Raw genomic sequence first — 19,001 nt, forward strand, 5'->3', positions numbered from 1 at the left:
CGCCAAGGTCGTGCTCACGCTGAACATTCCCGAGACCGACCTGACCGCGGGACGCCCCTGGGGCTTCGCCATCGAGCGCATCGAGAACCCGGCGCCCCTGGGCTTCGGCGCCAACCACAACCAGGCCTTCGCGCGTTGCGACACGCCCTGGTTCCTGGTGCTCAACCCCGACATCCGCTTCGACAGCGACGTGCTCGCCCCGATGCTCGCCCAGGCCGCGCCCGATGCCGGCCTGATGACGCCGCGCATCCTGGAGTCGGGCCGGCCCGTGCCCGAGCCGCACCGCGCCCTGCTGACCCCTTTCGAGATCCTGGGCCGCAAGAAGCCCGGCTACCAGCCGCCGGCCATACCGGCCTGGATTCCCGGCCTGTTCATGCTGTTCCGCAGCCAGGCCTACCGCCAGATCGGCGGCTTCGACGAGCGCTTCTTCATGTACGGGGAAGACTTCGACATCTGCGCCCGCACCCGGCTGGCCGGCTGGAAGCTCCAGGTCGCCGAAGACCTGCGCGCACGCCACGACGCCCAGCGCGCCAGCCATCGCAGCAAGAAATACCTGTACTGGCACGTGACCAGCCTGCTCAAGGTCTGGCTGTCGGGGGCCTTCTGGCGGTACCGGCGACTGCAGCGCACCACCGCCTGAAAAAAGGGCGCCGCGACGTTTGCAGGGACAATCGAGGCCGAAAAGCCCCGCACCGAGCCCGCAAGCGCCGCTTTCAGCACCGACGATGACGACACCGAGCAGCCCTCCCCCTCTCACTGAACACGCCCACCTGGTTCACCCGAAATACCGCCCCGACATCGACGGGCTGCGCGCCGTCGCGGTGCTCTCGGTGCTCGCGTACCACGCGTTCCCGCAGTGGATCAAAGGCGGCTTCATCGGTGTCGACATCTTCTTCGTCATCTCGGGCTTCCTGATCACCACCATCATCCTGGGCAGCTTCCAGGGCGACGGCTTCAGCTACCGCGAGTTCTACGCGCGCCGCGTGAAGCGGATCTTCCCGGCGCTGGCGCTGGTGCTGCTGGCCACCATGGCCTTCGGCTGGTTCGCCCTGCTGCCGCACGAATGGGAACAGCTGGGCAAGCACGTGGCCGCGGGCGCGGGCTTCGTCTCGAACTTCGCCTTCTGGAGCGAGGCCGGCTACTTCGACAACGCCGCCGAGACCAAGCCGCTGCTGCACCTGTGGTCGCTGGCCATCGAGGAGCAGTTCTACATCTTCTGGCCCGTGCTGCTGGGCCTGGCCTGGAAGCGCAAGTGGCGCATGCTCACGGTGCTCGGCACGGTGGCGGCGATGTCGTTCCTGCTCAACGTGACGACCATCCACAGCCATCGCACGGCCGCGTTCTACTCGCCGCTGTCGCGCTTCTGGGAACTGATGATCGGCGGCATGCTGGCTTATGCCCGTCTTCATCGCCCACCGCCGAAGCCGGGCTGGACCCGCCATGCGCAGTCGATCGCCGGCCTTGTACTGATCATCCTGGGCCTGTGCTACATCCGTGGCGGCAAGGCATTCCCGGGCTTCTGGGCCATCCTGCCCTCTGTGGGCGCCTTCTTCTGCATCGCGGCGGGACCGAGCGGTGTGCTCAACCGCTACGTGCTGGCTTCCAAGCCGATGGTCTGGGTCGGCCTGATCAGCTACCCGCTCTACCTCTGGCACTGGCCGCTGCTGGCCTACGCGCGCATCCTCGAAGGCAAGCTGCCGTCGGACGGCATCCGCGCGCTGATGCTGGTCGCGTCGTTCGTGCTCGCGTGGCTGACCTACCGCTTCGTCGAGCGCTACACGCGCCGCAGCGAGAACCCCACAGTGACGGCAGGGCTGGTGGCGGTCATGGTCGGCTTCGTGGTGCTCGGCATGCTGGCGACGACCCGCTACTACGTCGGGCGCCACAGTGATCCTTATTTCAACAAGACGGCCGCTGCGGCGAAGGACTGGGCGTATCCAGATGGCATGAGCCCGATCAACGTCGATGGCGAAGTTCTCCAGCAGATTGGACATGGCAAGCGTCGGGTGCTGTTCTTCGGCGACAGCCACATCGAGCAGTACGGGCCGCGCGCAGTGGAGTTGAGCAAGATCGCGCCGAACACGCTCGATTCACTGTCGTTCTCGACCTGGGGTGCCTGCCCGCCAATTCCGAACGTTGTCGACGAGCAGAACAACCTCTGTGCGCAGCGGCGCGACGGCGGCATGCGCCTGGCAGTGAGCGACAAGTTCGATGCAGTGGTCTTCGGCGCTTGCTGGAACTGCTACTTCTCGGTGACCGACAAGCCCACCGCCGAGGACGCGGCGGCAGACCGCTACTACTACCTCGACGGCAAGAACAAGCGCCGCTTCATGGGCGGCGGTGGCGCGGACTTCGCATTGAACACGCTCGAAACTGTGATGACGGCCCTCTCCAAACACAAGCAGGTCTACCTGCTGCTGGACAACCCGGTCGGCGATGGCTTCGGTCCCGAAGAATTCGTGAAAGGTGGCCGCTTGGGCAACATGACTGTCGGACGCATGTCGCCGACTGCGCCCTGGGCGCCAAAACAGAAGGCATTGCACGAGCGCATGCGCCAGATCGCACAGCGCAGCGGCGCCATCGTGATCGATCCGATTCCGACGCTGTGCGAAAAAGATCAGTGCATTCGCGCGGACGCCGACGCCACGCCGATCTACAAGGACGCAGGCCACCTGCGCGCCGAATACGTGCGCACGCACGCCACCTACATGGACCCGGCGATGACGACACCGGCGCCGGCGCGCTAGGGATGCGATCACAGCGCCCCCCGGGCGGGCGCGGTGTGAATCAGGTCTTGTAGATCTTGCGCAGGCTGCGAATGCCTGGCAACTTCGTCACTGCCCCGACGAGGCGCACCACGCTCGGCGGGCAGTGGTTGAGCAGGAACAGCGTGATCCGCAGGCGCAGCTTCTTCTTGCGCCCCACGTAGGGGTTGTTCAGCACCATCGCACCGTACTCGTTGAGGATCGCGCTCATCTCCTCACGGTACTGATCGTCGTTCTTGATCGACTCGATCGCGTGGTTGACGAAATACGGCTGGAAGCGAGGCACCAGGAAGTCGCGGAGGTAGTAGCGCCCCCGCAGATGCTCGTCCGGGAACATTTCGGTGAGCTTCTTGAAGTACTTGAAGCGGCTGCGGATCATCCGGATACCGAAGGATGTGCTCGCCGTGTGGATGCACCAGACGGTGACGGCCTTGTCCACGAAGTAGTTGCTGAACCCCTTGCGGAAGATGCGCAGGAAAAGGTCATCGTCCTCGAAGCCCATGAACTGCGAATCGAACCCGTCGACGGCCTCGAAGGCCTTGCGGCTCACCAGCGCGGCCGACGGCAGCACGAACATGTCGTTGCGCAGCAGGTCGTTGATGTTGCGCTTGGGGTGGGTGGCATGCTCCTTGATCACGCCGGTACGGATCACGTTGCCCTCGGCATCGGCCTCGTACAGGTCGGCGTAGACATAGCCAAACAGTCGATCGCCGGGCGGGATCGCGGCCGCCAGCGTCTCGATGTGGTTGGGCAGGTAGAAGTCGTCCTGGTCGAGAAAACAGATGAAGTCCGAGGTGGAGGCCTTCACGCCGGCGTTGCGCGCCGAACCCTGGCCGCCGTTTTCCTTGTCGATGATGCGAAAGGGATAGCGCTCGGCCAGCGCATCGAGCGCCGCGCGCTCCTCGGGACGCGAGCCGTCGTTGACCACGATCACCTCGTGCGCGGGCACCGACTGCTCGAACACGCTCTTCACCGAACGCTCGATGAAATCGGCCCCGTTGTAGAACGGAATGATGACCACGACGTTCGGCCAGGCCGACGGCTCACTGGGCTGGGAAGAGTGCATGGGGGTGTGGGAGGAATTCATTGTTGTTGTGTCAGACGGATTCGAAGAGATCGCGGACCACGCCGCGCACCCCGCGGCCGAACTTGTCGTAGCGGCCGGTCATGGCTTCACGTAGGACCGGCACGCACCGGGCCAGGCGCGAGGCCGGCAGAGCAGCGCGGAAACGCTGGTGAACGATCTTGCTGCGCACCTTGTCGATGATCTCGGGGGGCACGCGATCGCCCAGCTGCAGCAGGCGCTCCAGCAGCAGCTCGGCCTTGATCGCGCGTTCGACGTGCGTGTTGCCTCGCGAGGCGAGTGCCTTGCGCACTTTTTCCTTGAACGAGTCGCGGCGGGCGCCGATCTGGTTGGATTCGTGCTGGCGGTATTCGATGAGCGGCTCTTCCAGCAGGTCGACCCGTGACGTGGCTGACGCCACGATTCCCAGCCACTCATCGTGCACCCATTCAACAGGCAGCGGCAGCGCATCGGCGAGCAGCCCACGACGGAAAACCGTGGTGGCGCCGGTCACGAGGTTGCGACGCAGGAACACGTCGAAAGCCCGCCCGGTATGAATCCGCTCGATTTCGGACGGCGTGACCTCCAGCGCATGGAACAGCGTGTTACCCAGGTCGCGGCCTTGCGAATCCACCAGGCGCGCGTCGGTGTGCAACAGCCACAGGTTTTCGTCCTGCACGAAAGGCGCCACCATCCGCTCAAGCCGGTCGGGCACCCACACGTCATCCTGGTCGCTCAGCGCGATCAGGTCGCCCGTGCAGGCGGAGATGGCCTGCTCGAAGTTTTTGACGACCCGCAGGGCCACGGGGTTCTCGAAGACCCGCAGTGCGATGGGCGGCCCCGGGCGCTCCGCCGCGCATTCGGCGACCGTGACGCGCACGACCGCGACCGAGCCGTCGCGCGAGGCGTCGTCGGACAGCACAATCTCGATCGGCGGCAAGGTCTGCAGGCAGATGCTGCGCACCTGTTCACGCAGGAAGCGGGCCCCGTTGTAGGTGCACAGGGCGACGGAGATTTCGGGGGGGCAGGACATACGCATGGGTGGATCGATTTTCTGTCGGGCATGCTGCCGATGGCAGCCGCAGCCCGTCCGATCGGGGGAGCGGTGGGCTCTTCCATGGTTACGAATTGCAGCGGAACCGGAGCCGGTAAAATTATCTCTCAGTTGATACTCTGAATAAAATGCACGGGCTCGCACGAGCACCGTTCCGGCCATCCGGCCATAGCCCTCCAAGAAATTCCGCTTGACTCCCTCGGCCACGAAGCGCTTTTGCTCATCGCCGTGTCATGCGGCGGTGGGAACCTGACCCTGCACACCGTCGTCCGCATGGCAGACAAAAAACACTGACGCACACGCATGAGCCAAGTTCATTCCAATCTCCATCGAAGCCCCTTGGCCGACTGGTGGGAAGGCACCCGCCGCACCGACATCTGGTGGACGCTGGCTTGGTTCGATATCGTGCTGCGCTATCGCCGTTCCATGCTGGGGCCGCTGTGGCTCACGCTGAGCATGGGCGTCATGATCGGAGGCATGGGGCCACTGTATGCATCGCTCTTCGGCACCCATCTGGACAAGTTCTTCCCGCACCTGGCGTTGGGTGTGATCTTCTGGGGGACGTTCTCCGCGGTGGTCACCGATGCCTGCAATGCCTTCGTCGGCTCGTCCAACTATCTCAAACAGGGCTACTTTCCCATCAGCCTGTTCGTCTGGCGAGGCCTTGCGCGCAACCTGATCCAGTTCCTTCACCAGATCGTGCTGTACATCCCCGTTGCAATCTGGGCCGGCGTCTCGCTGTCGTGGTCGGTGCTACTGATCATTCCCGCCTTCGTGATCCTCATCATCAACGCCCACGCCCTCGGCCTGTTGCTGGGCCTCATCTGCACGCGCTACCGCGACGTGACCCAGATCGTCACCAGCGTCATGCAGATGCTGATGTTCCTCACACCCGTGTTCTGGCTGCCCGAGAACCTTCCAGGCCGCGCCAAGTACGTGCTGTGGAATCCCTTCGCACAGATGCTCGACCTGCTGCGCACACCTCTCATGGGCGGCGAGGCGCACCTGCACAGCTGGATCGGCATCGGCGTGTGGACCGTGCTGTGCGTGTCCATCGCGAGCGTGCTTTTCGTCAAATACCGCCGCCGCGTCGTCTACTGGCTCTGATCCATGGCATCCATTTCTCTCAAGAACGTTTCGGTCAGCTTCCCCATCTATGGAGCGGGCTCGGCATCGCTCAAGAAAACGCTGGCGGCGTCGGTCACTGGCGGTCGCTTCGGCAAGGAAACCGGAGTCACCGTGGTGCAAGCGCTTAGCGGCCTCAATCTCGAGCTCAAGAGCGGTGATCGGCTGGGCCTGGTCGGCCACAACGGCGCGGGCAAGTCCACGCTGCTACGCACACTGGCGGGTGTCTACGAGCCTTCGGCGGGTGAATTCACGCGCCAAGGCTCCGTGGCCAGCCTGATCGATCCCGCACTGGGCATCGAGATGGACGCAACCGGCATCGAGAACATCATGCTGCGCGGCCTCGTGATGGGCATGAGCATGAAGGAAATCGAACGACTTACGCCCGATATCTGCGAGTTCAGCGGACTGGGCGAATACGTCAACATGCCCGTGCGCACCTACTCGACCGGCATGATGATGCGGCTGGCATTCTCCATCTCCACCAGCGTCGAAGCCGACATTCTGCTGATGGACGAATGGCTGTCGGTGGGTGACGCCGCGTTCACAGAGAAGGCCGAGAAGCGGATGCGCGACGTGGTGTCGAAGTCAGGCATCTTGGTCTTGGCCTCCCATTCGCCCGAGTTGATTGCCAAGGAGTGCAATCGCGTGATCCATATGGAGCATGGGCGGATCGTCGAAAGCTGAGATCCCGCGTGGAAAGTCGTTGGCTCGGCATACCACCGCCGCGCTACAGGTAGTTGCGACTGACCGAGGATCGCGCACCCAGGAAATGTGCTGAGCCACAGCATGCCAGCCGTGACCCGTCTGCAGACGGGCCGTGGGCCAGCAATTCAGCTTAGTGGCTCGCTCGCCTCATTGACGCTGAAAAACGACGAGGAAGCAATCACCCTCCTTCTCCTGATAGCTGTGCGCCGGGCGGTAGTAGACGCTGGAATTGCCATTGCCCCGAGCGAAGTCCAGCGGTAGGAACGCCTCGGAATCCAGCACGTCAAAGCCGTGTTTTGCGGCTCGCTCCTGCCACCAAGGAAGCGGCTCCAACGTCTGGTGCAAGGGGGTGCCATCCTCCGTGAAGCCGCCATCCACCTGGGAGATCGAGCAGGCGAAGATGCTTCCCGGACGGGTATGACGCGCAAGATTGGCAAACAGACCCTCGACTCCATCGGCCGTCAGATGCTCGAGCACTTCCCAGGCTGAGATCACGTCGAACTTGAACGTTTCGGTCTCGCCACGGCCCAGCGCGAAGGGGCGCGTCACGTCACACGTGAAGAGGGAATCGCGAAGGAGCCGCCATTCAGCACGTTGCTGGAGCCTGGAGATGTCGCTTCCCTCCAGGCCAACGCCCACATGGCCCCGGAGGATTGCATCAAGCACCATTCCCCCGGCCGAGCAGCCGAGGTCCAAGAAGGACAACTGCTTGCCAGAATCACCAAAGAAGTCCTCACACGCGCGGATAAAGCGCGGATGCCGCGTGTGATCGAGAACGGTTCCTACGGGATGAATGTGGTCCGGGCTGTCATAGGCCACCGGATAGTCCGTGACGCACTTGAAGCCCTGCAAGCTCCTGAGATCGATCTTCGACATCAACGCAATCAGGATATCCCGCTGCACCCAATCCAGATGCCCGTGCAGCTCCGCGACGGACGTCTGGACGTCACTCACATGGGCGACCGTGTTTGTCGAGCTCTGAGCGAGCGCCGCCATCTGAACCTGGAGGGCTGCAATTTGCGCAGCCGCGTCCCGCGACCCTTGGGCCAAGCCTGACATCTGCGCACGAACATCGACAAAGAAACTGGGCAACCCATCGATCAAGCCATTGACCGAGCCTCGCAGATTGCCAACATCACCATCGATCTTGACGGTCCTTTCCGCCAGATGACCGACCCGCTGCTCGATGCCAGCCAGCTTGTCGACCACCCGCGCTTTGAATGGCAGGTAGAGCGGCCACAGCATCCGCTTAATCACGGCGCGAATGGACAGCGCCGCAGGCGGGGACCCCGCTTGCGCTTGGAAGTCCATAGCGTCCTTCGCAAGTGCTTCCGATTGCATGTCCGGGCTGCCCTCGCCTTTCGGCTCTTGCAGCGGCGCAGGGAGAGCGATCCAGTCAAATGGGTACTTCAGCTCTTCCAACAGCGTTCGTGTCAGCGTGAGGTCTTCATTTGCAAAGTCGCGAGATGAAAACACCTTGCGCTTCAGGAATGGCGAGCCCTTCTGAAGAAGTGTGTTTTGATAGGTCGAGATATCCGCACCGAACGGAATTTCAAGAACGGAGCGATCAATCAAGGATGCGAAGGAGAACCCATTCTGAGCCAATCGCCTGCTGAGGCCGATCTCATATTTTTCGCATATTTTCTGCTTTGATTCCTCAACCGCAATGGATTCGAAGAAATCCCGAAACATTGCACTTTCGACAACAGATCGGTTCAGCACAAGGAAATAGCTCTGCAGATGCCGCGTGTTGCCGTAGTTCTCGGTAATGCCCCAAGCATCCAAACCGGCCGCATCCATGCGAGTAAAAATCTCCGCAAAGTCTCGCACAGGACCGTAATTGCTGTCATTCGCAAGAATCACAGCATCATACTTTTTCAACTCCTGCCATCCCAGTCGGAAGATCAATTTTTGCCATGAGCCGAAATCGTACTTCTCGTGTGCCTCCGCCCATTGACCACAAGCAATCACATCCAGCTTCTGAAGCTCTCCCTCGCTGACTTCATTTGCTGCCTGGTAATAGATATCAGAAAAATTTGAAAGCTCACGCAGATAATGAACAACATAGTCGTCAATCTTACCTTCAGGACTATATCCGGCAAAAAGGCACAAGCGCTTCATTCAATATCCTCCTTGTCCTTCTTCCAGATCGGAATTATGCCGAACAGCCGATGTGTGTGATGCTGACTGTCCGTGATCTTGCTCATCAAGGGAATTTTTCCGAATACATAAAGCGTGGTACAAATGCTCTCACCAGGGACAGTTAGCAAATTGAGCAATGGCCAGCGCCCATTGAGAAAATACCCACGCAATTCACCAACACGGCGGCGTTGAAAGGTATCACTGAATTTACCTGTCAACGCGGCTTGCGCATCCAGATCTTTCGACTGATCGGCATTTGCATCCGGTGCCACACCCGTACCATATTTCTTGTGGAGCTGCTCGGCGCTCATCGTGCCGTTCCAGTTACTACTTCCTTGATCCAGGCTACGATAGAAAAGCTCTTCGTCCGTCAGCCTTGAAAGATCCCTATACCACGGCAAATGCCTTGCCTCATAGGGGTAGGCCATTCGAAATGCCGAGAAGAAATCGGATGTGCGCCATTCTTTTCGCGGGCGATACAGCGCAAATGTCGTATCCACTGGTGCATCGTAAATTTTCAGCGCGCCGTGCTCTTTCACTTTTTCGTAAAATCGACCTTCCCATTTTAGAACATTCTCCTTCAACTCGTAGTGATCGGGCAGATCGTCCAGCTTGAGGGAAAAACCGATCTTGTTCTTCGCCGGATGGCTCAACAAGACATCAAGGAAGGCATACAAGAATTCAAACGGGCATTCGTCGACGGGCAGAACATCCGGGTCGGTCAAGACGAAATACTTCGAATCGACGATCTCCTTGAATTTCAATGAGTCGAACAATACTGTGTGTTTGTAATTGACACCCATGTAGTGCACTCTGTGAGGCGAGGCACGCAGGTATTCGACAAGTGGCGGATAGGACGACGCATTGTCAATGATATGGATGTTCTTGAATCCTGCCTGTTCGAAGTACGCAATGCTCGCCTGCAGATACGTCAGGTGATTGAACGAGATGATGAAGATCGGAATTTCGCGGATAACGTCTTTGCACAGGCGAACGAAATCATCTTGGGGCAGTGGCTTGATCTGATGAAACACGGAGGCCAGCTCAAGCGGTGAGCAAAGGTCGGGGCGCTTGATGGAAGCCATCAATTTCGCCAGCATATCGAGTTCGGCCGCCTCATTGCCGGACCCGCCTGTCAGCATCGTCGTAACCAGTTCCACATCAGCTGGCGACAGATCGCCCACCAAGTACCCGATCATCCGGAGCTTGACACCGACATCCAGCCGATGCATCTCATCCATGTGGGCAATCGACGCGCTTTCGTTGTGTCGACGATAGCGAAGCAGGATCTCCTGAACATTTCCCAGTTTCGTGACGCGAATGGCACGCGTCCACAAATCGTAATCCTCGCTGAAACGCATCGATTCGTCGTAGAAAAGATTGTTTTCAACGAACAATTGACGTCGCAGCATTGCCGTGGGGTGCGCGATATAGCAGCCCATGAGCATGTCGGCATAGCGGACGTTCTCCATGTGATGGTGAATGGCGTCACCATCCATGAACTGCTGAAACTTTGTGCCGCATACCCCCACGTCGAGATGCTCGTCGAGAAATGCCACCTGTTTCCCGAGTCTCGTTGCTTCCGCAATGTCGTCCGCATCCATGCGTGCAATGAATTCACCCCGCGCTTCGCGAAAAGCGAAGTTCAATGCAGCAGCAAGGCCCTTGCCTGGTCCTTTCAAGACTTTGATGCGTGCATCCTCATAGCCACGAATGAGATCCAGAGTGCCGTCTGTCGAGTTGTCATCAACAATCAACAATTCGAAATCCGTGAAGGTCTGCCCCAGAATGCTGTCCAACGCTTCCGTCAGATATTTCTCGGAATTTCGTGTTGGAATGACGACTGATACGCGTGGTGGATACATGAGCAGTTTTATTTTTTAATTCAAAGTGGCAGTTTGCGCAAAAATGCGAGCGCGAAGAATATGCTCATTCAAACTACAGATCAGTCGGATTGTAAAAAATGATTCGACTTCCTAAAGGCTCGAATCCGAAATGTATCCGACGTAGGCCAAGCGCCTTCTCGATCGCATCATGACGCTCGGACGGTGCGTAGAACATCAAAAACCCTCCGGCACCAGCACCCAACAATTTGCCGCCGAGCGCGCCATTGACCTTGGCCTTTACATACCAGTCGTCGATTGCGTTGCTGGTGATTCCCGAGGCCAACTGTTTTTTAAGCCGCCAGTTCTCATCGAGAATTTCGCCCATCGAGTCCAGATGGCCGCTCTGCAGTTCGTCGCGCAATTCATAGACCAACTCAACCATGCGATTCAGCATTTTTTGCTTACCTGCACTGTCGGCCACATTCGAGGACTGCTCTTTCAAAATCCCCGAGGCGCTGCGCGTAATGCCCGTATAGAAAACAAGAATGTTGCTTTCGACGGCCTCTCGAATCTTTCGCTGCAGCACGAGCGGCGTCACCAGGACGCTATCATCTGGCTTGAATTCGATGAGACTCAATCCACCGTACGCTGACGCGTACTGATCCTGTTTTCCGATTGGTTCGCCACAGCGATCTATTTCAATTTCGCAACTCAATCGCCCCAGCTGTTCTGCCGAAACATGCCGCCCCAGATAGGCCGAGAGGACATTGATCAAGCCGACGGTAAAGGCACTAGAGGACCCCAGCCCGGTGCCGCGCGATGGAATATCGGCAGTGCTTGTGACTTCAATCCCTCCCGGAATTTCCAGCATTTGAAGCGTCGCGCGAACTAGGCGATGCTCGATCTTTTCGATGTGGTCAACTTCTTCGGTCTTGGAATACGCGATGCGGATCCCACCGTCGAACTTCTTGTTGACGCTCACATAGACATACTTGTCCACAGCGGTCGACAACACCGCTCCGCCGTGCTGTCGGTAGTAGCTCGGCAGATCGCTTCCGCCGCCGACAAAACTCATCCGCAACGGTGTCCGGCTAATGATCATGGCGTGTCATCAATGGAGAAAATGGAATCGAAATCGAGCACGCTGTCGGCCCTGGCCCGCGCAGCGGTCACCAAGGGCGTTTCGTCTTGCTGTCGCTGCTCGTAGGCTTGGGCCGCCCCTTGTGCATCAGCCAAGCCCCGTGCGATGAGGTCGACTTCGACGCGAACGCGCCGCGAAACCTCGTCCGCGTCGATATGGAGACGCCAGATCCGCCGCTCGCTCCGCCAATCGGCGAGCAGCGCAGGGACACCCTCCAAAATCAAGACCGCGTCCTGTGCCAGCACCGTGCGCTCGGGCAGGCCCCGGTCGCGACGCATCCGGTCGTAGGACGGCAAGTCAGCGTCTACCGTGCGACCGTCGAGCCAGTCTTTGAGATCTTCTTGCGCTTCTTCCAAGGCATAGCGCCCCAGCACGCTGGCGCGTCGTTCGGCAGCGGGACGCAGCCAGCGATCGAGCGACAGCACATGAGCGTCCAGCGTGCGAGCCACGAGTTCAGCCTTCAGTACGCCGGCAATGGTCGACTTCCCACTGCGCGCCAAGCCACCGATCAACACCAGATCGCCCGGCTGGACTTTGAGCATCCATTCGTTGATGGCAGCAACAAGCAGCGGATACATGTGAACGATGAAGCGCGCTGCATCGCCAATGTGTGCAAAACGAAAATCCGGTGCCGCTGTGAACTTGCCATCGCGCCCCGCTTCCCCGGTTTCCAGCAAGACCGAACGCAGCCCGGCTCGCCGCGCGGCCAGCATGTCGGCGGTGCTGTCGCCGACCATCCAGGAGTCAGCGGCCTGGATATTCATCGCCGTCATGGCTTGGCGCATCATGCCGGGTTGAGGCTTTCGGCAATCGCATCCGATTTTCAGCGCGGACACTTCGCCCTCAAAACCGGCATCGGGATGGTGCGGGCAAAAGTAGATCGCGTCGACATAGGCACCGGCATCGCCCAGCCGGCTTTCCAGCCGGTTGTGGATGCGCTGCAAGTCGTCGAAGCTGGCCTCCCCACGCGCCAGCACCGGTTGATTCGTCACCACAACAACGCGGTATTCCGCGTTGTTGAATGCACGCACAGCTTCGGCGGCGTGCGGCAGAAGCTCGAGATCCTCGGGCCGGCGGACATAGTCGCGAAGCGCGTTGAGGGTTCCGTCCCGATCCAGGAACACGGCTTTTTGCAGGTGCGTCCGGCTGGCTCGTTCGACAACGCCTGAACGAAGGTGCTTTTCCACCTTGTCGAGCCGCTTCGGGGTGCCCAGGTCCTTGATGTACTCGAAGCTGACGTAGCCTGAGATGTGCGCGCCAGCGCGCACCATGGCCGGGAAGAGGTCCTTGGCGAAGTCACAGGGTACGGGAAAGTCGCGCCGCGCCAGGAGCGCCTTCTTTTCGACGATGTAGAAGGCAGCGTTGACGAGATTACGCAACTCGGCGCCGCTCGGGTGCGGGTACCCATGAAATGCCCGCACCCGGCCCGATGCATCGACCTCCACGAGGTCCGAATCTGCCGGATGATCGTTCGGATGCAGCAGCAGGGTGACATCCGCGCCGGACGCCTCGTGCGCAGCCAGCATGTGCCCGATATCGATATCGAACAGCGTGTCGCCATAGACGACGATGAATCGATCGTCCAGTTCGTCCAGACATGCCAAGAGGGCACCCGCCGTCCCGCGCGGCTCGCCATCGTCGAAAAGACGCACCCGACTGGGAAACTGGCGCTGCTCGAAGAAGGCTTGGATCTGGTCTGCCGCATGGTTGACCAGAACGACGACGTCATCGATCCCGTGATGCGCGAGCGTGCGAACCTGAAGCTCCAGCAATGGCGTGCCATTGACATCCACGAGAGGCTTGGGCCGCCCGTTCAGGCGCTGTGCCAGCCGGGTGCCCTTGCCACCCGCAAGAATGACCGCTTGCGTCACTCCGCCAGCTCCTCGCGTGCGATCTCGTCGACCGCACGCACCATGGCTTGAGTGGAATCCAGCTGAGGGCTCCAGCCGCTGGCAGCCAGACGCTGGGTTGAATAACGGAAGCGCGGCACATCGCCCACCCAGCCGCGATTGCCCTCGCCGAAGACGATTTCCGCTTTCGGGGAGACCCGGTCACGCACTGTCTGCGCAATCATTCGCACCGTGACGCCATCGTCCTTCGGGCCGATGTTGAACACGTTGTAGCGCCCCTCGATCCGGCTCACGTGCAGCATGGCGTCGATCAGATCGTCGACGTGCAGATACGCCTTCTGCTGCGTGCCGTTCCCGAGAACCTGCAGTTGGTCAGGGGTTGCCTTCAGCTTGCGGATGAAATCGAAGATGACGCCATGCGTTGCCGGTACACCGATGACGTTCGGGAATCGGAAGATGTCTGCACGCGGGAGGAACGCTTCGACTGCCGCCCGGATTTGCACTTCCGATGCCAGCTTCATGGCCCCGTAATTGGAGATCGGCTGCAACGGACCGATGTCTTCATGAATTTCACGTTCGCCGAGATCGCCATAGATGGCCGAGCTCGACGCGAAGTGCAACTCCGGAATCTCGTGCCGGCGCATGGCTTCGAGCACGGCAAAAGTGGTCAGGAATGTACGATCGCGATCAATGCGCGGATCAGTCACTCCAGCCGGGATGTCCGAATTGGCGGCCAGATGCCAGACATGAGCAACAGGTGCGCCAACCTCTTGGATTGCAGCCGACAAGGCCTCAAGATCGGAGCAGTCCACCTGCCGAAAAATGAAAGAAGGATTGCTGTCGAATTCCGCCACCAGCTCACGCCGTCCACGCGACAAATCATCCAGGGCCAGAACGGCGCTACCTTCTTGAAGCAGACGGCGTGTCAGGTTGACAGCGACAAAACCAGCGCCACCAGTGATCAGGTGCAATTTCATTGGGATCTCACAATAGGAAGGCCTTGGGTGACAGCAGACCTAAAGAGCTAGAAATTGCTTGTCCAGGCCGGCATGTCAGATGCTAGAACTTGAGCGTTCCCAGCAGGGAGGGATCTGTCAGGTGACTCTGGCGAAGGTATTGCGCCAGGATGTGCATGAGCGACTGATGCACATCCTCGACGACACCATAGTTCTGCGCATCCACGTGAAGACTGACGTCGGCGAGGCGAGCTGCATCGCCACCCGCAAACCCGGTCATGGCAATCGTTGCCATCTTCATCTCACGCGCCGCATTGAGCGCCTTGATGATGTTGGGCGAGGCGCCGGACGAGCTGATCGCGATGAGGACGTCTCCTTCGGACGCCATGGACGTCAACTGGAACGAGAACATCTCGTCGGGGCCGATATCGTTGACGATCGCGGTAATCAATTCGACAGCGGACGAGAGGCTGTTCACCTTCGGCTTCAGCCAGCTGTTGCTGCGAACGCCTTTCATGCAATCGCAGACCAGGTGGTTGGAAATGGCTGCCGACCCCCCGTTGCCGCATGAAAAGATCATCTTTCCTTGGGCTGCGCGCTCCGCAAGAAGGCGCCCGGCGGCAGCCAGCGCCCCACGATCCACCGTCTTGGCTGCAGCGTTGATTCTTTCGAAATACGCATCCGCGTACAGCCCAGCATCTGGTATCTGGTGTTCTGGAAAGAATGTAGGCATAAAAATTCGGGGGTAGGAGTTATAAAAATATTGAGTGGCAGACAGATCCGATGGCTTTGACTACCCCTTTGAAACAGCCGCGAATAGTCGATCCGCAGCATTCGTCGTCTTCTTCTATTCGAAAAATTCCGCCTGCTTCATCGAAAGCCCGGCGCTGTCCTTGGCTGAAAGTGCCGGGGCCTGCCCGACATCCGGCCATGCAATGCCGAGAGAGGCGTCACTCCACAAGATGCATCGCTCATGCGCAGGCGCGTAGTAGTCGGTCGTCTTGTAGAGAAAATCTGCCGTGTCGCTCGCGACCAGGAATCCGTGCGCGAAGCCAGCGGGCACCCACAGCTGCCGGTGATTGCTTGCAGTCAACTCCACACCGACCCACTTCCCGAAGGTGGGCGAAGACCGACGGATGTCCACGGCCACATCGAACACCGCGCCGCGCACCACGCGCACGAGTTTGCCCTGCGGTTGCTGGATCTGATAGTGCAAGCCACGCAGCACGCCCTTCGTCGATCGCGAATGGTTGTCCTGAACAAATTCGACATGCCGCCCGACAGCCTCGTCGAACGCTTTGCCATTGAAACTCTCATAGAAGAAGCCGCGTGCATCGCCGAAAACCTTCGGCTCGATGATCAAAACGTCAGGGATCTCGGTTTGGATGACCTTCACGAGCGAATCTCCTCGGCCAGCAGGTGCTTCAGGTACTTTCCGTATCCATTCTTCTGCAGCGGTGCGGCGAGCTTTTCGAGTTGTTCGCGGTCGATGAAGCCATTGCGCCATGCGATTTCTTCAGGACACGCGATCTTCAGCCCTTGCCGATGCTCGAGCGTCGCAATGAACTGCCCTGCTTCGAGCAGGCTCTCGTGCGTGCCCGTATCCAGCCACGCGTAACCGCGCTGCATGATCTGCACGTTCAACTGATCGAGGTCCAGATACGCCTGATTGACTGCCGTGATCTCCAGTTCGCCTCGTGCGCTCGGCTTCACGGCCTTGGCAATGTCGACGACCTGGTTGTCATAGAAGTACAGGCCGGTGACGGCGTAGCTGCTCTTGGGCTGGGTAGGCTTCTCTTCGATGCTGCTGGCCTTGCCGTTGGCATCGAAGGCCACCACGCCATAGCGCTCCGGGTCGTGCACGTGGTACGCGAACACGGTTGCGCCGCTCTGCTTGGCATCGGCGTCCGACAGCAGATGCACGAAGTCGTGCCCATAGAAGATGTTGTCCCCCAGCACCAGCGCACTCGGCGAGTTCCCCACGAACTTGTCGCCGATGATGAACGCCTGCGCCAGGCCATCGGGACTCGGCTGCACCGCGTACTGCAGGTTGATGCCCCACTGGCTGCCATCGCCCAGCAGTTGCTGGAAGCGCGGCGTGTCCTGCGGCGTGCTGATGATCAGGATGTCGCGCATGCCGCCGAGCATCAGGGTGCTCAGCGGGTAATAGATCATCGGCTTGTCGTACACCGGCAGCAGTTGCTTGCTCATGGCGAGCGTGGCCGGATGCAGGCGGGTGCCGGAGCCGCCGGCGAGGATGATGCCTTTGCGTTGCGTCATGGAGTCTCTTCTTCTGTGGGGTCCGTGAAAATCAGTCTGCTCTTGCTCTGTCAGAGAGCCATCAGAGCGTCTCGCGCAGCATGCGCGCCACGCCTTCCTGCCAAGGCGGCAGGCGCAGGCCGAAGGTGGTCTGCAGCTTGGTGGTGTCGAGCCGCGAGTTGTGCGGCCGCGTCGCGGGCGTCGGGAAGGCGCTGGTGGGCACGGCTTCGACAGCCTGCGGTCCTGCCTTGAGTTCGACGCCGGCCTGCTGCGCCATCTCGAGCACGAAACGCGCGTAGCCGTGCCACGTGGTCTCGCCGCCGGCGATGGCGTGGTACAGCCCGGCCTTGGCCGGGTCCTGCAGGGTCGCGCGGATGGCGTGTGCGGTGATGTCGGCCAGCAGTTCGGCGCCGGTCGGTGCGCCGAACTGGTCGTCGATGACGGTCAGCTTGTCGCGCTCCTTGGCCAGGCGCAGCATGGTCTTGGCGAAGTTGCCGCCGCGTGCGGCGTAGACCCAGCTGGTGCGAAAGATCAGGTGCCTCGCGCAGTGCTTGGCCACCAGTTGCTCGCCCTCGAGCTTGGTCTGGCCGTACACGCTGAGCGGGCCGGTCGCGTCATCTTCCTTCCAGGGGCGGGTGCCGCTGCCGTCGAAGACATAGTCGGTGGAGTAATGCACCATCAGCGCGCCGATCTGCTGCGCGGCCTCGGCCACCACGCCGGGCGAGGTGGCGTTGAGCTTGCGCGCGAAGTCGGGCTCGCTCTCGGCCTTGTCGACGGCAGTGTGCGCGGCGGCATTGACGATCACGTCGGGGCGCACCGCCAGCACCGTCTCGGCCAGCTGCTCGGGACGGCTGAAGTCGGCGTGGAAGTCGGTGCTGTCGAAGTCCAGCGCGACCAGCTCGCCGAGCGGCGCGAGGCTGCGCTGCAGCTCCCAGCCGACCTGTCCACCCTTGCCAAGCAGCAGCAGCTTCATGCGCCAGCCTTCGCCGTGGCGTCGTACTGCTTCTCGACCCACTCGCGGTACGCGCCGCTTTGCACGTTGCGCACCCAATCGCCGTTGGCGAGGTACCACTCGACGGTCTTGCGGATGCCGGTGTCGAAGGTCTCGGCCGGCTTCCAGCCGAGTTCGCGTTCGAGCTTGCGTGCGTCGATGGCGTAGCGGCGGTCGTGGCCCGGGCGGTCCGTGACGTAGGTGATCTGTTCCTTGTACGGCTTGCCGTCGGCGCGCGGGCTCAGCTCGTCGAGCAGCGCGCACACGGTGTTGACGATCTCGATGTTGGGCTTCTCGTTCCAGCCGCCGACGTTGTAGGTCTCGCCCAGCGTCCCGGCTTCGAGCACGCGGCGGATGGCGCTGCAGTGGTCCTTCACGTAGAGCCAGTCGCGCACCTGCATGCCGTCGCCGTACACGGGCAGGTTCTTGCCGGCCAGTGCGTTGACGATCATCAGCGGGATCAGCTTCTCGGGGAAGTGGAACGGGCCGTAGTTGTTCGAACAGTTGGTGGTGACCACCGGCAGGCCGTAGGTGTGGTGCCAGGCGCGCACGAGGTGGTCGCTGGCGGCCTTGCTGGCCGAGTACGGGCTGTTGGGCTCGTACTTGTTTTCTTCGGTGAAGGCCGGGTCGGTCTTGGAGAGCGAACCATAGACCTCGTCGGTCGACACGTGCAGGAAGCGGAAGGCCGCCTTCTGGTCGGCCGGAAGGGCGTTCCAGTAGCCGCGCACCGACTCGAGCAGGCGGAAGGTGCCGAGCACGTTGGTCTGCACGAAGTCTTCCGGGCCGTGGATCGAGCGGTCGACGTGCGATTCCGCGGCAAAGTTCACGACGGCACGCGGTTTGTGTTCGGCCAGCAGGCGGTCGAGCAGCGCGCTGTCGCCGATGTCGCCCTGCACAAAGATGTGATTCGCGTTGCCCTTGAGCGATGCGAGGGTCTCGAGGTTGCCCGCGTAGGTCAGCTTGTCGAGGTTCACGACGGGCTCGTCGCCTTGCGCGATCCAGTCGAGCACGAAATTGGCGCCAATGAAGCCTGCGCCGCCGGTCACCAAGATCATGGGGTTCCCTGCCTGTAGAAAAAAGTTTGCTTTACGGAAAATTAACAGTCAATTATCCCATCGGCG

At 60.6% G+C, this 19,001-nt stretch carries 16 protein-coding genes; 4 read left to right on the forward strand and 12 right to left on the reverse strand.

Annotated elements, in window-relative coordinates; translation table 11 throughout:
- On the forward strand, positions 1-640 hold a 640-nt coding region (locus D3H34_RS25230), incomplete at its 5' end, for a glycosyltransferase family 2 protein (RefSeq protein ID WP_119556977.1).
- An 85-nt stretch (positions 641-725) separates the two neighbouring features.
- The gene (locus D3H34_RS25235) at positions 726-2,747 is read left to right on the forward strand and encodes an acyltransferase family protein (RefSeq protein ID WP_119556978.1); all 2,022 of its coding nucleotides are present in this window, start codon (positions 726-728) and stop codon (positions 2,745-2,747) included.
- A gap of 40 nt (positions 2,748-2,787) precedes the next feature.
- Here the strand turns inward: D3H34_RS25235 and D3H34_RS25240 are convergent, their stop codons facing one another.
- Both D3H34_RS25240 and D3H34_RS25245 read right to left on the reverse strand, forming a co-directional pair.
- Entirely contained in the window at positions 2,788-3,831 is a 1,044-nt protein-coding gene (locus tag D3H34_RS25240) for a glycosyltransferase family 2 protein (RefSeq protein WP_286186213.1), read from the reverse strand.
- A 31-nt stretch (positions 3,832-3,862) separates the two neighbouring features.
- Positions 3,863-4,867, reverse strand: a complete 1,005-nt coding sequence (locus tag D3H34_RS25245; protein WP_350308486.1) for a glycosyltransferase family 2 protein — start codon at positions 4,865-4,867, stop codon at positions 3,863-3,865.
- A gap of 354 nt (positions 4,868-5,221) precedes the next feature.
- Between D3H34_RS25245 and D3H34_RS25250 the strand changes: the two genes are divergently transcribed.
- Entirely contained in the window at positions 5,222-5,989 is a 768-nt protein-coding gene (locus D3H34_RS25250) for an ABC transporter permease (RefSeq protein WP_286186214.1), read from the forward strand.
- A gap of 3 nt (positions 5,990-5,992) precedes the next feature.
- A complete protein-coding gene (locus tag D3H34_RS25255) occupies positions 5,993-6,694 on the forward strand; it encodes an ABC transporter ATP-binding protein (protein ID WP_119556982.1) in 702 nt (233 codons plus the stop codon).
- Positions 6,695-6,862: 168 nt separating this feature from the next.
- On the opposite strand, the gene D3H34_RS25260 is transcribed toward D3H34_RS25255, so the two are convergent.
- The 10 genes from D3H34_RS25260 to rfbB form a co-directional block, all read right to left on the reverse strand.
- Positions 6,863-8,836: a rhamnan synthesis F family protein gene (locus D3H34_RS25260; RefSeq protein ID WP_119556983.1), complete on the reverse strand. Its 1,974-nt coding sequence runs from the start codon at positions 8,834-8,836 to the stop codon at positions 6,863-6,865.
- On the reverse strand, positions 8,833-10,722 hold the full coding sequence (locus D3H34_RS25265; protein WP_119556984.1) for a glycosyltransferase family 2 protein: 1,890 nt from the start codon (positions 10,720-10,722) through the stop codon (positions 8,833-8,835). The genes D3H34_RS25260 and D3H34_RS25265 overlap by 4 nt, the downstream gene beginning before the upstream one ends.
- Before the next feature lie 73 nt (positions 10,723-10,795).
- Entirely contained in the window at positions 10,796-11,785 is a 990-nt protein-coding gene (locus tag D3H34_RS25270) for a GHMP family kinase ATP-binding protein (RefSeq protein ID WP_119556985.1), read from the reverse strand.
- Positions 11,782-13,695: an HAD-IIIA family hydrolase gene (locus D3H34_RS25275; protein ID WP_119556986.1), complete on the reverse strand. Its 1,914-nt coding sequence runs from the start codon at positions 13,693-13,695 to the stop codon at positions 11,782-11,784. The genes D3H34_RS25270 and D3H34_RS25275 overlap by 4 nt, the downstream gene beginning before the upstream one ends.
- A complete protein-coding gene (locus tag D3H34_RS25280) occupies positions 13,692-14,651 on the reverse strand; it encodes an SDR family NAD(P)-dependent oxidoreductase (RefSeq protein ID WP_119556987.1) in 960 nt (319 codons plus the stop codon). Before D3H34_RS25280 ends, D3H34_RS25275 begins: the two co-directional genes overlap by 4 nt.
- A gap of 82 nt (positions 14,652-14,733) precedes the next feature.
- Positions 14,734-15,363 (reverse strand): D-sedoheptulose-7-phosphate isomerase, encoded by a 630-nt coding sequence (locus D3H34_RS25285; RefSeq protein ID WP_119556988.1) that lies wholly within the window; start codon positions 15,361-15,363, stop codon positions 14,734-14,736.
- 114 nt (positions 15,364-15,477) lie between these two features.
- Positions 15,478-16,026, reverse strand: coding sequence for a dTDP-4-dehydrorhamnose 3,5-epimerase (gene rfbC / locus D3H34_RS25290; RefSeq protein ID WP_286186215.1), 549 nt, complete (start codon positions 16,024-16,026; stop codon positions 15,478-15,480).
- Complete coding sequence (rfbA, locus tag D3H34_RS25295; RefSeq protein WP_119556990.1) at positions 16,023-16,910, reverse strand: glucose-1-phosphate thymidylyltransferase RfbA; 888 nt, start codon at positions 16,908-16,910, stop codon at positions 16,023-16,025. The genes rfbC and rfbA overlap by 4 nt, the downstream gene beginning before the upstream one ends.
- A gap of 61 nt (positions 16,911-16,971) precedes the next feature.
- A complete protein-coding gene (gene rfbD / locus D3H34_RS25300; RefSeq protein ID WP_119556991.1) occupies positions 16,972-17,862 on the reverse strand; it encodes a dTDP-4-dehydrorhamnose reductase in 891 nt (296 codons plus the stop codon).
- Positions 17,859-18,935: a dTDP-glucose 4,6-dehydratase gene (rfbB, locus tag D3H34_RS25305; protein WP_119556992.1), complete on the reverse strand. Its 1,077-nt coding sequence runs from the start codon at positions 18,933-18,935 to the stop codon at positions 17,859-17,861. The genes rfbD and rfbB overlap by 4 nt, the downstream gene beginning before the upstream one ends.
- Positions 18,936-19,001: the final 66 nt, after the last annotated feature.

The sequence above is a fragment of the Acidovorax cavernicola genome (assembly GCF_003581445.1).